Origin of the sequence: Chitinophaga ginsengisegetis (assembly GCF_900168065.1) — a bacterium.
GTDB lineage: Bacteria > Bacteroidota > Bacteroidia > Chitinophagales > Chitinophagaceae > Chitinophaga > Chitinophaga ginsengisegetis.
In genome coordinates this window covers 333,468-350,135 of the sequence record NZ_FUZZ01000006.1, presented here as the reverse complement: position 1 = coordinate 350,135, position 16,668 = coordinate 333,468, and the positions used below count along the sequence as shown (strand labels likewise).

12 protein-coding genes and 1 tRNA gene are annotated in these 16,668 nt (G+C 45.7%); 6 read left to right on the top strand and 7 right to left on the bottom strand.

From position 1 onward, the window contains the following. Positions 1–144: 144 nt before the first annotated feature. From B5Z18_RS30740 to B5Z18_RS30715, 6 genes are all read right to left on the bottom strand, one after another. A tRNA-Ser gene (locus B5Z18_RS30740) sits at positions 145–229 on the bottom strand. A gap of 217 nt (positions 230–446) precedes the next feature. Then, positions 447–1,865, bottom strand: coding sequence for an efflux transporter outer membrane subunit (locus tag B5Z18_RS30735; protein WP_079473404.1), 1,419 nt, complete (start codon positions 1,863–1,865; stop codon positions 447–449). Between the two features lie 41 nt (positions 1,866–1,906). Further along, the gene (locus B5Z18_RS30730) at positions 1,907–5,071 is read right to left on the bottom strand and encodes an efflux RND transporter permease subunit (protein WP_079473403.1); all 3,165 of its coding nucleotides are present in this window, start codon (positions 5,069–5,071) and stop codon (positions 1,907–1,909) included. A gap of 134 nt (positions 5,072–5,205) precedes the next feature. Continuing rightward, on the bottom strand, positions 5,206–6,399 hold the full coding sequence (locus B5Z18_RS30725; protein WP_079473402.1) for an efflux RND transporter periplasmic adaptor subunit: 1,194 nt from the start codon (positions 6,397–6,399) through the stop codon (positions 5,206–5,208). Positions 6,400–6,742: 343 nt separating this feature from the next. Further along, positions 6,743–7,627, bottom strand: coding sequence for a helix-turn-helix domain-containing protein (locus tag B5Z18_RS30720; protein ID WP_079473401.1), 885 nt, complete (start codon positions 7,625–7,627; stop codon positions 6,743–6,745). Between the two features lie 104 nt (positions 7,628–7,731). Further along, a complete protein-coding gene (locus tag B5Z18_RS30715; RefSeq protein ID WP_079473400.1) occupies positions 7,732–9,852 on the bottom strand; it encodes an endonuclease MutS2 in 2,121 nt (706 codons plus the stop codon). 432 nt (positions 9,853–10,284) lie between these two features. Here B5Z18_RS30715 and msrA point away from each other — a divergent pair, with 432 nt between their 5' ends. From msrA to ygiD, 4 genes are all read left to right on the top strand, one after another. Beyond that, a complete protein-coding gene (gene msrA, locus B5Z18_RS30710; protein ID WP_310009564.1) occupies positions 10,285–10,932 on the top strand; it encodes a peptide-methionine (S)-S-oxide reductase MsrA in 648 nt (215 codons plus the stop codon). Positions 10,933–11,167: 235 nt separating this feature from the next. After that, entirely contained in the window at positions 11,168–11,587 is a 420-nt protein-coding gene (locus B5Z18_RS30705) for a hypothetical protein (protein ID WP_079473399.1), read from the top strand. A 57-nt stretch (positions 11,588–11,644) separates the two neighbouring features. Then, the gene (locus tag B5Z18_RS30700) at positions 11,645–12,055 is read left to right on the top strand and encodes an Rrf2 family transcriptional regulator (RefSeq protein WP_079473398.1); all 411 of its coding nucleotides are present in this window, start codon (positions 11,645–11,647) and stop codon (positions 12,053–12,055) included. A gap of 41 nt (positions 12,056–12,096) precedes the next feature. After that, positions 12,097–12,918, top strand: a complete 822-nt coding sequence (gene ygiD / locus B5Z18_RS30695) for a 4,5-DOPA-extradiol-dioxygenase (RefSeq protein ID WP_079473397.1) — start codon at positions 12,097–12,099, stop codon at positions 12,916–12,918. 20 nt (positions 12,919–12,938) lie between these two features. Here ygiD and B5Z18_RS30690 read toward each other — a convergent pair whose 3' ends face one another. Then, positions 12,939–13,913, bottom strand: a complete 975-nt coding sequence (locus B5Z18_RS30690) for a TolB family protein (RefSeq protein ID WP_143313753.1) — start codon at positions 13,911–13,913, stop codon at positions 12,939–12,941. A 212-nt stretch (positions 13,914–14,125) separates the two neighbouring features. On the opposite strand from B5Z18_RS30690, the gene B5Z18_RS30685 reads away from it, so the two are divergent. Both B5Z18_RS30685 and B5Z18_RS30680 read left to right on the top strand, forming a co-directional pair. Next, the gene (locus B5Z18_RS30685) at positions 14,126–16,045 is read left to right on the top strand and encodes an ATP-binding protein (RefSeq protein WP_079473395.1); all 1,920 of its coding nucleotides are present in this window, start codon (positions 14,126–14,128) and stop codon (positions 16,043–16,045) included. Continuing rightward, complete coding sequence (locus tag B5Z18_RS30680; RefSeq protein ID WP_079473394.1) at positions 16,032–16,664, top strand: response regulator; 633 nt, start codon at positions 16,032–16,034, stop codon at positions 16,662–16,664. Before B5Z18_RS30685 ends, B5Z18_RS30680 begins: the two co-directional genes overlap by 14 nt. The last annotated feature ends 4 nt before the right edge of the window (positions 16,665–16,668 follow it).

The window sequence follows — 16,668 nt, the reverse complement described above, 5'->3', positions numbered from 1 at the left end:
TAAACGTTCATATAAAAGCAAGTCCCGGCTTAAGGATGTTTGACTTGCCGCCCTGGCTTTCAAATCTAAAACACCTGATAAACACCTTTCTTAAAAATGAAAAAGCGACACAAAATCCAATCATGAATTTTGTGTCGCTTTTTGCGGAGAGTCAGGGATTCGAACCCCGGGACCTGTTACAGTCAACAGTTTTCAAGACTGCCGCAATCGACCGCTCTGCCAACTCTCCAGGGACGCAAAAGTATAAAAGAAATTGAAAATAAAAAAAAATTCGTTGATTATTTTTAAAATCCGCCAGCAGCAAGGGTTCCCGAAATAAAAATCCCGGCTTACAACACGTAAACCGGGATGATATGATGAAAATGACGGACCTAAGCGATCTGTTTCTTGTAGTGATTCAAAAGCTCTGCTGATGGTCTTTCGCTTTGATCCGTCATTTGCTGCGACTATTTCCAGCCACCGCCCAGGGAGCGGTACAGGTCTACCATCGCGCTGAGGCGCTGGCGGTCTATGTCGGCCTGGGCCAGTTCGGCCTGCAGGGAACGCGACTGTGCGGTGATTACTTCGAGGTAGTTAGCCATACCACTGCGGAACAGCAGTTGGGCCTGTTGCACGGCCAGCTGGGAAGTATTTACCTGGCGAACCGCAATTTCCTGCTGCACCTTTACTTTGTCCAGCTTTACCAATGCGTCACTTACCTCTCCTACTGCTATGAGGGCCGATTGTTTAAATTGGATCACGGCCTGTTCACGCTGGATTTTAGCTACTTCCAGTTGCGTTTTTAACTGACGGCGCTGGAAGATAGGCTGTGCCACGCTTCCGGCCACTGTACCAAACAGGGAAGCAGGAAGATTAAACCAGGTGCTGGCTTTGAAGGCATTCAATCCACCGCTGCCGGTGATGGTGAGCGTAGGATACATGCTACCCTGCGCCACGCCTACCTGTGCATTGGCGGCTACCAGTCCCATTTCGCTGGCGCGTACATCCGGGCGGCGGCTGATCATGGCGGCGGGAATACCTGCCGGCAATGATTCCGTTACCTGGAAGTCGCTCAGTTTACTGCTACGTGTAATCGTTGACGGTAGCTCACCGGTTAAAATGCGCAACGCATTTTCCTGGATGGCAATACCTTGTTCCAGCTGTGGTATCAGCAGTTCCGCAGTTTGCTGCTGCGAAATGGCCTGTTGTACACCCAGCTCGGTTACTTCACCGGCGTTTTTCTGCAGGCGGATCATCTTTACGATGGTGTCGCTGAGCGCCAGGTTTCTGCGGGCCACACTGAGCTGGTTGTCCAGCATCAGCAGGTTGAAGTAACTGTTGGCTATTGCTGCTACCAGCCCGGTTTGCACGGCGTGCTCACCTTCGTATGATTGCAGATAGCTGGCCAGTGCAGCTTCTTTCTGACGTTTTATTTTACCCCAGATATCAATTTCCCACGACATACCTACACCGATGTTAAAATCTTCGATATGGTCGCCGAGGTTATTAACAGAAAGGTTCAATCCATTGAAACTATTCTTGGAAGGGAAGTTGGTACTACCCGATGCAGTAGCCGTAAAAGCCGGTAACCAGGCTACTTTGGCCTGTTTCAGATAGGCCTGTGCCGTTTCTACTTTTTTCACCGCCAGCTGCAGATCATAGTTGCCGGTGAGGGCCTGGCTGATCAGCTGCTGCAAGGTGGCATCTGTAAAAAATTTCTTCCATTCTATTTCTGCTATACTGCTGGTGTCTGAAGGCGCAGTGTCATTATTGAACTGCTGTGGCAGCGCCACCGGGGGCCGCTCGTAATTGCGGCCTACCCGGCAAGCTGCTAATCCTACAACTAAGGACAACAGAATTAAAAATGAGCTATAACTTGTTTTCATTTGTCTTTTTTCTGATTCTGATAATAGATAATGGTAATCTTTTAGTGTACCAGTTTTGCCTCATGTCCTTCTTCCACTTCCACTATCGGCTTGCGGCTGATTTTCTCTTGCAGGAACTGGAAAATTACAAACAGCACAGGTATGATGAATACCCCCAGGACCACCCCGGTAAGCATACCACCTACAGTACTCCAACCGATCGAATGATTTCCTTTGGCAGATGCACCTTGTGTAAAGATTAATGGCAACATACCAACAATAAAGGCAAAGGAAGTCATCAATATTGGACGAAGACGAAGCTGTGCTGCTTCCAAAGCCGCATCAACAAGCTTATAACCCGCCCTTCGCCGTTGTATGGCAAACTCCACGATCAGGATCGCATTTTTTGCCAATAATCCTATCAACATGATCATACCTATTTGTACATAGATATTGCCTTCTATGCCGCTAAGGCCAATGAAACTATATACGCCTAATATACCCGTAGGTACGGTAAGGATTACTGCCAGTGGCAGGATATAGCTTTCATACTGTGCAGCCAGCAGGAAGAATACGAACAATACACTCAATAAAAACACGAACGCAGTTTGGTTCCCTGCTCTTATCTCTTCCCTGGTAATACCTGTAAACTCATAGGCATATCCTTGTGGCAATGCCTTTTTCGATACTTCTCCGATGGCTGTAATTACATCACCGGTACTATAACCTGGCTTAGGTGTAGCATTAATGGTAACAGCACTATACAGGTTGTTTCGTGTAACCGTTTCCGGGCCATATACACGTGTGAATTTGGCCACTGTACTTACCGGTACCATCGTACCCAGGTTATTCTTTACGTAAATAGCATCCAACGAACTTTTATCCATCCGGTATGAAACATCGGCCTGCGCCATTACGCGGCTATATTTCCCGAAGCGGTTAAAGTCTGAAACGAAACTACTACCATAATATGTTTGCAGCGTATTCAACAAATCACCAACAGATACACCCAATTGTTTCACTTTTATATCATCTATATCAATGGTGTATTGTGGATTACCCGTATTAAAAGTAGTGAACGCACTTGCCACTTCCGGCCGCTGACTTAATGCACCAATAAAACCCCATGCCGTTCCCGCTAATTTCTCCAGCGATCCGTTTGTTCTGTCCTGCAACATCATTTCTACCCCGCTCACATTACCGAAACCCTGTATTGTTGGAAAACCAACAAAGAAAGTTAAGGCATCATGTACTTGCATTGATTTGCCTAACAAACCGCCGGCAATAGCAGTAGGGTCTTTTACAGCACCTCTCTCCTTACGATCTTTTAACCGCACAAATATCGCAGCATTAGGGGAAGCGTTCGCATTTGTTACGAAGTTCATCCCATTTGCAGCCCATACATCGCTCACGCCCTCATCTTTCATCGTAATTTTACTGATCTGGCTCGTTGCATTCTCCGTTCTGCTAAGTGAACTACCGGGAGGTGTTTGGGTAATACCAACTACAAATCCCTGATCCTCATCCGGAATAAACCCGGTAGGTGTTCTTTTGATCAGCAAAACTGTAGCAACCACCACAAGCAATAATCCGGTAATCGCCACCCATCTGTTCTTCAGCAGGAATTTGATGCTCCGTATATATCTTGCCGTCATTGCATTAAAAGCGGTATTAAACGCATGGAAGAAGCGGGCACCAAAACCTTTTTTCTCTCCACCTTCGCCTATATGCTGATTCTTTAAGAATAAAGCACACAACGCCGGGCTTAGCGTTAACGCATTCACCGCAGAAATAACGATAGCAATGGCCAGTGTAAAGGCGAATTGTTTATAGAATACCCCTGCTGGACCTTGTACAAAGCTCACTGGTACAAACACTGCTGCCATTACCAATGTGATCGAAACAATCGCACCGGATATCTCACTCATCGTTTTAACTGTTGCCTCTCTTGCCGGTAAATGCTCACGTTCCATCGTTGAGTGTACGGCCTCTACCACCACAATCGCATCATCCACCACAATACCGATGGCCAGTACCAATGCGAACAATGTAAGCAGGTTAATACTAAAGCCGAATAACTGTAAGAAGAAGAAAGTACCTATAATCGAAACAGGAACAGCAATAACCGGGATCAATGTAGAGCGCAGATCTTGCAGGAAAACGAAAACCACGATGGCCACCAGGATGAACGCAATGATCAGTGTTTCTTTTACCTGGTCGATAGATGCATCCAAAAACTCCTTCGAGTTGTACATGATCTTAAACTTCATACCATCGGGTAACGCCTTTTCAAATTCTCCAATCTGGCGTTCCAGTTCGGTAAGAATTTCATTGGCATTGGAACCCGGTGTCTGCACAATACCAAAACCAGTAGCCGGTTTGCCATCAAGCAAATTCGAGGCAGTATAAGTATAGCCTCCAAGTTCAACCCTGGCCAAATCTTTAAGGCGAAGAACAGAACCATCGTTATTTGCCTTAATCACCATGTTTTCATACTCTTCAGGCTTGTTCGACTTTCCCTTGTACTTAATAATATACTCGAAAGATTCTTTACTACTTTGTCCCAAACGCCCTGGTGCAGCTTCTACGTTCTGATCTTTGATCGCATTCATCACCTCTGTTGTAGAAAGATTATTAGCAACAAGCCTGTCGGGTTTCAACCAGATACGCATCGAATAATCCTTTGAACCAAATGGCTGTACCTGTGCTACCCCCGGTATACGTTGTAACTGAGGGATGATATTAATTCTTGCATAGTTATTTAAGAACAGTTCGTTATACTTAACGCTGTCCTCGCTGTATATCGCCACAAACATCAGGAAGCTGCTCTGTACTTTCTGTGTAGAAAGCCCGGCTTGCAATACTTCGGGAGGCAGCTGGCTATTGGCCTTAGATACGCGGTTTTGTACGTTTACCGCCGCAATATCAGGATCCGTTCCTTGTCTAAAAAAAACTGTCAGGACGTAGCTACCATCGTTATTGGAATTGGAGGTCATGTACGTCATGTTCTCCACACCATTTACCGATTCTTCTATCGGGGTAGCAACTGTACGGGCTATCACCTCCCCGTTGGCGCCAGGGTAATTGGCGATAACCTGTACAGATGGCGGCGCAATCTCAGGGAATAAAGCCGTGGGCAGGGAAAATAAAGACAACCCTCCCAGTATAACCAATATGATAGAAATAACCGTTGATAACACCGGCCTTTCAATAAATCGTTTTAACATAAATAACAATTATGGGTTGCGGTATGTCCGCACGAGCACAAACAGTGCATGTGTATAACAACACTGCCTGCGTCGCAATTTGAATAATGTTTTGTGTAAACGTTCTTAACACTGGCGTGTTTTCACGCTTAATTTTAAAGTAGTGGCTTTGCTTTCAATAAGCTATCTGTAGATACCATCTGTGGTTGAATAACAACGCCATCTTTTAAACCGCCCATCATCATGGTAGATTGAGAAGATAATACAATTTTCTCTCCTTCTTTTACGCCACCAGTAACAAAATAATAGTTAGACGTTTTGCCAGAAATGGTGAGTGGTTTTGTAACGATTTTATTACTATCGGCCACGGTATAAACGAACACTTTGTCTTGCAGTTCAAATGTGGCTTCCTGGGGAATTACCAGTGCAGAAGCATGTAAAGTAGGTACTCTTACTTTACCGGTACTACCACTTCTAAGTACTCCCTGTGCATTAGGAAAGCTGGCACGTAAACTAATTGCACCAATAGTTTTGTCAAACTGCCCTTCCACTATTTCAACTTTTCCTTTTTCAGGATAAACACTGCCATCTGCCAGGATTAATTCTACTGCCGGCATTCCTTTTACTTTTTCAGCAATACTATTACCTGGATATTTTTCCTTGAATTTGAGGAAATCGGTTTCACTCAAAGAGAAATAAACACGCATATCCTTTACTTCAGAAATAGTAGTCAATGCGCCTGCCATTCCTCTGCTAACAAGGCTTCCTGTTTTAAAAGGAATACTGCCTACGTAACCATCGCTGGGTGCGCTAATATTTGTGAACCCAAGATTGATACGGGCGGTTTCTACCTGGGCCTGTGCCTGGGCAACATTAGCTTTCGCTGAATTGTAACTTGCTTCGGCCGATTTTAATTGAACATCCGATACCACATTATTACTAAGTAACGGTTTCAATTTATCAACGTTGATTTGTGCATTCTCTAATGCCGCGGTTGCAGCTTGTAAATTTGCAGTGGCATTGTTGAGTTGTTCTACATAAGGTCTTCTGTCGATCGTGAAAAGTGTTTGACCTTTTCTAACGTAAGCACCTTCATCTACTGAAATATTCGTTAGATAGCCGTCTACCTGTGGTCTTATTTCGACATCACGGGTTCCTTCTACCGAAGCAGAGAAATCCTGAAATGTTGTAGCAGGTAATGTAACTGCTTTAATTACAGGTAAAGATGCTGGTGGCGGTGCTTCATTCTTTGCCTGCGATGTGCTGCAGGCAGACAGTACCGAAAGAACAAAAAAACTATAAAGTAAGCCTGCTGGCAATGTGGTTAATGTTGATTTCAATGGTTTCATACTACTTTGTTTTAAACGACTAACAATAAAAATCCCCGGTACGATCAAGGCCAATAAACAGCAGCCTTGCTTCGCAGCAATCAATATAGTGACAGCAATCGGGTTGTGAAATACATGTAGGTAGTCCCGCAACACTCAGACACCTATAACGTTACAGCACATTATACGTCTGAGCACAGCAATTTGTTACTACTGTAAAAAAGAAATTGAAGGTTTGCGGTCGGCCGCTAAAAAATTCTCATCGGTTTTCAAAATTTAGAATGATGCACGGGCGACATCATTATTTTAAACACAATGCAAAAATAGATATTTAAAGTTAACGCACGTTTAAATTATTACGGGTTTAATTGTACTTTTCACGGATACTCTTTTGAAACGATGCAGGAGTGAATCCGGAATGCTTCTTAAAGAAACGGTTAAAATAGGCATCATCTTCAAAATTCAACTGCGCCGCAATCTGCTTAATGGAGTGCTCACCCCAGTACAGCAGGCGTTTTGCTTCCATAATCCGTTTCTCGTCAATAATAAATTTGGCATTCCTTCCCAGCAACGCCTTCACCGTGTCATTTAAATGTCCCGGTGAAACGTACAACATTTCCGCGTAATCCGAAACCTGTGCTTTCTCATGAAAATGCTGGTCTACCAGCATTTTAAACTGCCTAGCCATATTATATTGCGAACTCTCTGCATTCATCCAGTTACCGGAAGGTTCAGAAATACGTCCGCACGCAATAACAAAAGCATTCAGCAGGTTACGGATGATAGCATCCTTGCGCAGTTTGTCGCCGTTATACTCTTTCCTGATCAAATCTGCATAAGACAATACTTCCTCCAGCTGCTCCTGATTCAGCGGAATCATACCGGAACTGAATACACAGCGCCAGCAACTCACCACTCCCTGCATTTCGGGCACCAGGAAGTCGTTGGTGAAGTAAAGATTAATGAGTTCCGCGTCAGGATCCATCTCATGCTGATGCACCTGGTTAGGTTCCATCAGCATGAGCGCCGGCGCTTCCATCTCGTATTTCTTAAAATCAATAATCTGCGTTATGCGACCCTTGATCAATATATCTATACTATATCCATTATGACGATGCGGTATGTTCAGATCACCTGCGCACTCATAACCATTCCACTCTCCCATGAAAAAATTGGCCCCTTCTGCATAATCACAGTTATAAACCTGTACATCCGAATTCCGTGTTACAACACGTTCTAATACTTCCATATTGGTTTAATACTTTATCGGGTAAATGATTTTTTGAATTAATTATTAAAGGTAGATGATTAAGTTTTGTTACACCATCTATACAGGTATAGATATTATATATATCATTTCCCCTCCTCTACCTTTTCGGCAGGTTTTTCCTGCACCAGCACAAGATCACTCAGTTTCACATTGATAGGAATGTTACCAATTTTTACAATGGCACGCTTATCACGGATCTCCAGCACTTTACCTACCTGCCTGTTGGTAACTATTTTCACCTGGGTGCCTACCTCAATCTGGCCCTTGATCTCCTCAAATTTGTCCTGTACTTTTTTATTGAGCTGTTCGGTATGCTGTTTCTCCCGGCGACGGAACAACAGGATCTCTGCCTGCTTCATTACTTTCTCCTTATCATCGGCACGCTTCCACTCTATCACGATCTGCTTCAGCTTCCGCTCCATATCTTTCAGGTACTGCAGGTCATCTTCCTTGATCTGGTTCTGTAATTTCAGCAAAGTATACTGTTGCTGCTTGCGTTCTTTGTCGGCCAGTACTTCATATTCCTTCTTCAAACGCTCGTTTTCCTTCAGTAATTTCTGCAGCTCCTTTTCTTTGCTTTCTACTTTCTGCAGATCCTGTTCGGCTTTGTTCAGCAGCTTATCCAGCTGGAAATGCCCCTCATCCACCAGCTTCTTGGCGCGCGCAATGAGCGACGGGTTCAGCCCGATCCGCTCCGCAATGGAAAAAGTATACGAGCTGCCGGGTTTCCCCACCATCAGCTTATACATGGGCATCAGGGTTTGTTCATCGAAGCCCATTGCCCCGTTAACGATCCCTTTTACCTTGTTGGCCATTACCTTCAGGTTCAGATAGTGCGTGGTAACTACGCCGTAGGCATGTTTCTTGGCCAGTTCCTCCATGATCACTTCCGCAAAAGCGCCGCCCAGGTTGGGGTCCGACCCACTTCCCAGTTCATCTATAAAGAACAGCGTTCTGCCATTGGCGTTTTCCATGAAATATTTCATGTTTTTGAGATGCGAACTGTACGTACTCAGCTCAAACTCCAGCGATTGCGTATCCCCGATATGGATCATCAGCTGTTTGAAGATCCCGATCTGGGAAGAAGGGTGTACCGGCACCAGCAGCCCGGATTGCAACATCAGCTGAATAAGCCCGATGGTTTTCAGGGTCACCGTTTTACCCCCGGCATTAGGTCCGCTGATCACAAGGATATGCGCGTCTTTATCCAGGTTAATGCTTACCGGGATGGTAGGCTTCTGGTTTTTCCGGTTATAAAGCAGCAATAGCGGGTGATACGCCTGTATGAGGTTCAGCTGCGCATGCGGCAGCAGCATGGGGTAGTTCGCATCCATATCCAGCGCCAGTTTGGCTTTTGCCCGGATAAAATCGAACGTGCCCAGTATTTCATGATAGCCGTTCAGCAAAAAGGAAAACCCGCTTAATGCGGCCGTCATGGCTTTGAGAATGCGGTATACCTCGCGTCCTTCCTCTCTTTCGAGGGACTGGATATCATTATTCAGCTCTATGGTTTCTTCCGGTTCCAGGAAGGAAGTCTTCCGTGTATCGGATTCACCATGAATAATACCCTTTACCATGCGTTTATTCTCCGCATAAATGGCTACTACCCTGCGGCCGTTGAGGAAAGCCTCTTCCTGGTCGGCCAGGTAGTTGAGCTTTTGCAGCTTCTGCAGGATGCGGTCAAACACGCGGCGCAACTCTGTACGTTTGCGGTACAGCGAAATACGGATCCGGGCCAGTTCCGGGGAAGCATTGTCCCTTACCTGTCCCAGTTCATCCAGCACTTCATCAATGGTAGCGGTGATCTTTTTTTCGTAATGGGTTTCTTTGATCACTTCATACAATGCGGAGTACTGGGCACGGCGGTCGTGATCAAAGAACCGGACGATGCTGTGCATGCTTTCTGCCAGTTTACGCAGCAGCATGGCCTGTTCCCCGGTGAGTACGGCGCCTTCAATAGACAGCAGGCGCAGTTCCCTTTTGAGGTTCAGGATGAAATCATTCGGGAAATTTTCCTGTAACAGGGTGAGTTGTTTATATTCATGTGCCTGTTGCAGGGCAGTTTTTACGTAATCTATATGCGTGTGCAGGCGGAGTGCTGCGGCCATTTCCTTGCCGAGCTCTGTTTTGCAATGCTCTTGCAGCAATGCCTGTACTTTGTCGAATTCCAACTGCATTAACGCAGATTCAGGAAAATATTTCAAGTGTTAATTTATTTAAAGTAAGAAGGCACCAACAATCAGGTATTGTTCGTGTCTGCGTAAAAGGTTTACGTTCAAGTGCGCGTAAAAGCGCTGCCAACATGGTGGCGGAGAAAGCTGATCCGGGAAAATTATTAATTCTTGTTCATCTTTGTTGTCATTATGCTATCAAACGTTATCCGGCAATTCCGGCTTATACTATCGGTTCCTGCTGCTGCTGACGTATGCTTTTGGGAGGTTTTCAGGGCGCTCCTGGGTTCCTGGAAACTGCAAAAGAATGTTAAAGTTACTTAACTTGTCGGTCTCCTCCATCATATATTACGTAAATTATAGAAAGGAATGCCACTTTAAAGATGCCGGGAATGGCTGCAATCCCTTAACAGCATTACGTTCCCGACATATAAAAAAAAGCTGCATCCTTGAAATTTTTATTTTATGAGAAAATATTCAATATTCATTTGCCTGATTGCAATGGCGTTTTCCGCCTGTGCCCAGCAAAAAAAAGACAAAGTGCCTGGAGATATGGAAGTAACCAATAAGGAAAAAACGGCTACCGCCACCTTTGGAGGCGGCTGCTTCTGGTGTACAGAAGCGCAATTTCAGTACCTGGACGGTGTAACAAAAGTAGAATCCGGCTATGCCGGCGGTGATGTACCCAATCCCACCTACGAACAGGTATGTACCGGCACTACCGGCCATGCGGAAGTAATCCGCGTTACTTACGACACGGCAAAGATCAGCTATGAAGAACTACTGCAGGCGTTCTGGCTGAGCCACGACCCTACCCAGCTGAACAGGCAGGGCAACGACGTAGGTACCCAGTACCGCAGCGTAATCTTCTATAATAACGAGGCCCAGAAAGAGAAAGCGGAGTTTTATAAGAAGAAACTGCAGGAATCCGGCGCGTACGACAAACCTATTGTGACAGAAATTGCACCGCTCACCACCTTTTATGAGGCGGAAGATTACCACCAGAACTATTATAACCAGAACGGATCACAGCCGTATTGCACTTTTGTGATCAAACCCAAACTGGAAAAGTTCAAAAAAGCGTTTGCAGGGCACCTGAAAAAGCAACTTTAAGGGACGATAGTGCATGGGGAGTGCATGGGGAGTGCATCAATAGTGCATGAGGAGTGCATGCTAACAGTATACATAGTGCATGGATAGTGCAATGCCTATCCATGTCCTATGTATCCCAGAGGCATCCGGGAAGTATTCACCTTACATCGGCAACCTCCCCCCTCCTGCATTTATCGCTGAAACCTAAAAAACTTTTATTAACTTATGCAGCAGTTAATAAAAAGTTCCACCATTAATGAGCACTGTACAAGTATGTCCCTGGTGTGGGAGCACGGATCTTATCCGTACCATACCGGAAAAAGACCCATTTCACGTACTGTTTATCTGCCAAAACTGTCAAAAGGTAGTTAACGATCAAACAACCCCGGAAAACCGGAAAAACGCCGTTTCTAAACGTACCATCGAGGAAAAAGCCATACAACTGAGCATGCATTCCGGGAAATTGCACGCCGTTAAATACTACCTCACAGAAATGAACAAGCTCCCCGGCACCAATATTGGCCTGCTGGAAGCCAAAGAAGCCGTGGAAGCCCTCATCGGCGCCCGCGGAGTGGCCAGTGCAGTGAAACAGCCCAGCCGGAATGGTTGTGTTATTGCCCTTATCGTATTGGTGCTCATCATTGCCAGCGTGGTTTACTTCTACACCCACAGATAAATTTTTCCATTCTCCCCTATTATTGTATTTTTGTACTGTAATAAAGTCGATTACAGAATGAACAACGGAAGATTTCCCATATCACTGCATATCCTCACGCTGATGGCCAGCGCGGAAGGGGAACTGTTGTCGTCCGACTTTATTGCCGGCAGCATCAACATCAACCCGGTACTGGTACGCAAGGAAATCAGCAACCTCCGCAACCATGGGCTCATAGAAAGTAAAGAAGGTAAAAACGGAGGCGCCACCCTGGCTAAACCGGCCGACAAGATCCGGCTCTCAGAAGTATACCACGCCGTACAACAGGCTTCCCTGCTGGGAAATAGCAAAAATAAGCCCAACCCCGACTGCCTCGTAGGGAAACAGATCAACCAGCATCTGGACAACCTCTACCAGGAAATTGAAGGCGCACTGCTGCATAAACTGGACAAAACAAGCCTGGCGGACTTCTTACGCCAGTTCGCATAAATTTTATCACTAAAGGCAATGCTGCCATCAGGAGGAATAGCATGCAACTCAGCGATCTCAGGAATATTACCGGCGAATTCAACAACAGCGCCCGCATGCCCGTGATGTTTATCGGGCACGGCAACCCCATGAACGGTATCATGGACAATCCTTTTACACGTGCCCTCAGCAGTATGGGGCAGGATTTACCTCAAAAGCCCTGCGCTATCCTGGTAATATCTGCCCACTGGCTCACCAAAGGCACCCACGTACTGGTAGCCCCGCAACCGGAAACCATCCACGACTTCGGCGGATTCCCGGAAGCACTGTACGCAGTACAATATCCCGCACCCGGCGCACCGGAACTGGCCCGGGAAACCAAACAACTCATCACTTCCACCAATGTTATAGAAGATGACCACTGGGGCCTGGATCACGGCTCATGGACGGTACTGAAACACATGTACCCGATGGCCGATATCCCCGTATTCCAGCTGAGCATCGATTATCACCAGCCACCGGAATACCATTTCAAACTGGCAGCAGAACTGAAAGCCTTACGGGATAAAGGCGTGCTCATTATGGGCAGCGGTAACATTGTGCATAATCTCCGGCAGGTGGTGTTTACGGATAACGCCAAACCATTCGACTGGGCCATTGCCTTCGACGAAACGGTTAAACAAAAACTGGAACAGGGCGCCTTCACCGACCTGGTAAATTATCATACCCTCGGCAGGGACGCACAATTGTCCATCCCTACCAATGATCACTATCTCCCCATGATCTATACACTGGGACTGGTAAATAAAAACGAGGAAATAAAGTTTACCTACGAAGAAATACAGAACGGAAGTATCAGTATGCGGTGTTTTAAAACCGCTTAATATTATACGGAGCGTGTCTGTTACCGCCAAACAAAATCACCCACTATGGCTACGCCAAGTCCCCTGGAATCAGGGCTGGCCCCCTTTACCGTGGGGTGTATAACCCGGTTATCTTCGCCTGGATACACTTTGTAAACCTGCCCATCAGCTGGAATCAGGCAAAGATGAGGGGCTGTTGTACCACTGCCGGGAACACCCGCCCGCGAATTGGCCTTCATGGCTATATACCTGCTATCGGGGGAAAAAGAGGGCGCCACCTCCTGCTGGCTGCTCTGCGTGACCTGGTGCAGATCGCTGCCATCAGCATTCATCAACCAGATATGACCATTGAGGCTCATCGCTATTTTTTGCCCGTCGGGACTGGCAACAGCATCCCCCTTCCAGTCAGCAAAAGGAATGTCTTTGATTTTAAAGGCACGGCTGAAATCAACGGATGTGCGATACAGGCTGCTGTTCTTTTTAAACAGTATAGAACCATCCGGAGCCCAGTTAATGGGGTCTAAATATTCAAAAGTATGATCAGCTCCGTACCCGGCAATACTTTTGAGCACATTACCTGCCATATCAAGGATGACAAGTCCCTCCCGGAGTGTTGGACGCAAAGCCAGTTTGGTACCATCGGGAGAAATACAAGGCAGCCCGCCATGATTATCGGCGGGTTCATAGCTGACCTCTTTAAGCGTGGAGCCATCACCCGTATTGAAAATGATATATTTGGTCTCATCATAGGATACATCAACCTGCTTTACTCCCTTTTTTCCATCCCAGCTAATATCCCAGCCTGCATCTAACCAATTTTTCATCACCAGTGATAATTCCCCGGTGGACATATCAATTTTTGTAATCCCTTCGGTGCCCTGTTTGATAAAGATAGCCCCGGGACCATAATTGTAAGAGCCGTTGTCTCCACCAGGACCCTGCTGGTCATCTTTCTTACAGGCATTGAACAGCATCATTGCAACGAGGACCGGAAGTAGTAATATTCTTGCTTTCATATACGCTAATTAAATGGGGAATGGCATTGCTAAATTGCGATGAAATGCAGCTCAAAACAATCCGTAAAATCCTTCATTTTTCTTCTCCATGAAAACCCTTAGATGAAATCAGGCAAAACCGGTATTGCCCCCAACACCAATAACCCCGATTTTTGGGTTATTAAAAAAATAGGTAGCTTACTATCATTATTTGTTAATGCCTTGTCGACCGGATGAAGAAAACCTGTTTACTTACCATCTTTCTGTTTAGCACCCTGGGTACATATGCGCAGTTTGGAAGCCTTGAAGACAGTTTGCTACGCTCAATCCAGGTAGCAAGCACTGATACTGCAAAGGCCATTTTGCTTTATGAGCTGGGGGATCAATGGTCTGTTTCGGATACTGGCAGAGCTGCTGCTTACATCCGGGAAGGGCTCCGGCGGTCCGGAAAATTTCCCTTTTACCAGGGGGTAGGTTTCTTTTATCTGGGCAGGGCTTATATGGATACAGATGGAAATAAAGCAATCATCGCCTTTGATAAAGCCCTTGACTATCTTCATAAATACCAGACAACGGAATCCTATCGGTTACAAAGCCGGACATGGGCCAACAAAGCTGTTATTGCACAACGCAACAACGATAACAAACAATACCTGGATATTTTTCTGAACCATGCTATTCCTTTGGCGGCCAAAGCAAGAGATAGTATACGTGTTGCAGAAGGGTACACCAACATTGCCCTTCCTTTTATGAATTATGAAGAGTATGATAAAGCCATTTTTTATTTTCATAAATCAATAGAAATATTCCGCAGACACGCCCCCTTAGATCCGCGGCAGGCAGATAACTTCACCAATCTCGCAAATATCTATATACACAGGCAGATGCTTCCAGAGGCTAAAACAAGCCTTGACAGTGCTTTCGCTATTCTTGAAAAAGACCCCCATTCTCTTTATTTTCCCTATTACTATACAACAGAAGGTATGTATTACAGGGCAAAGGAAGACTGGAAAAAGGCAGAAAACAGCCTGGAGAAAGGATTGGTCATTGCTGAAAAAATCAAGAGCAGGTTTGATATCCGTTCACTGCTTTTTCAAAAAGCAAAACTATACAATAGTAAACACGACCTTTTAGCCTCCAGGAATGTATTGTTGAAAATTTATAACGAAGGCTATGCAGAGATAGATAGCGATAAAAGGAATATTTTACAGGAGCTTGCCTTTGTTGAAGCAGAACTCGGAAATATGGGAGCAGCCTATCGATGGCAGACGATGTACAGTGAATTATCAGACAGCTTTTATAAAAAACAGTCCAGTCTTCAGATCGCAGATCTGGAAGGCAGGTATAATTACGTGCAAAAAGAAAAAGAATTGTTGAAAGCCAACAACAAAGAGAGAAAGCAACGGATGATCATGTGGGGAAGTATTGGTGGTATGTTGCTTACCGGCGGTTTGTTCTATTACTTATTCCGGCTCCGGAAAGATAAGGCTGAACAGGAGCTGGTGTACGTGAAACAGCAACAACAGATAGCGGTGGCCCAGGCATTGCTTGAAGGAGAAGAAAAAGAACGGACCCGTTTGGCAAGGGACCTGCACGACGGCCTGGGAGGCATGCTGGCCGGCGTAAAAATCAATCTGACAAGCGCGCTTCAGGATACTCCTTCTGCTGAAATGAACAGGGTAATCGCACAACTGGATAACTCGGTGACTGAACTGCGGCGCATTGCACGGAACATGATGCCGGAAGCATTGTTGCGCTCCGGGTTGGAATCAGCACTGGCTGAGTTATGCCAATCCTGCCATACCGATCGGCTTCATGTTTATTCCAGTTTTCTCAACATAAAAGCCGGAATGCCAAAGCAAATTGAGATTATTATTTACCGTATTGTGCAGGAGCTGCTTGCCAATGTAGTGAGGCACGCGGAAGCTACAGAAGCTTTTGTGCAATGCAGTCAGGACGGGAATACTTTCTACATAACAACAGAAGACAATGGTAAAGGTTTTGACCAGGCAAGCGGAAAATCCTCCAAAGGGTTGGGACTGGGAAATATCCGGAGCCGGGTGGAATTTTTAAAAGGGAAACTGGACATTTATACAAAAGCCGGGAAAGGCACAATTGTAAATATAGAATTGCCAACAGATGAAAGAGCATAAGCTTTCCATTATTATCGTAGAAGATCACTCCATCGTTGTTGAGGGGTTGAGCAGCATCCTGCGAAACGAGGAAAGGATGAACCTGAAAGGAAGCTTTTCAAATGCTGAAGATGCCTTACAATTCCTGGCGTCCAATACAACTGATGTAGTACTGCTTGATATCGGGCTTCCGGAAATGCCGGGTACGGAAGTTTGCCGCATCATAAAAAACCAGTACCGGTCAACAAAGGTGATCGCACTTACCAATCACACAGAAAAAAGCGTAATACAGGAAATGCTGGAAAATGGCGCCGATGGCTACCTGTTAAAGAATACCTCAAAGCAGGACCTTGTCAATGCGATTTTCCAGGTGATGAACAATACGTTCATCATGCAGGCAGAGCTGCAAAAAGTGCTTTTTGCACCAGCAGCTATGAAGGAGAGCGTACCGCGGCTTACCACAAGGGAAAAGGAAATCCTGTTGCTTGTGAGCGAAGGCGCCACCACAGCTGTCATTTCCAGGCAGCTTTTTATAAGTACCCAAACAGTGGAAACGCACCGGAGGAACCTGATGCAAAAATTTGAAGTAAACAATTCTGCGGCGCTGATCCGCAAGGCAACAGAAAAAGGCTTGTTATAAAGTT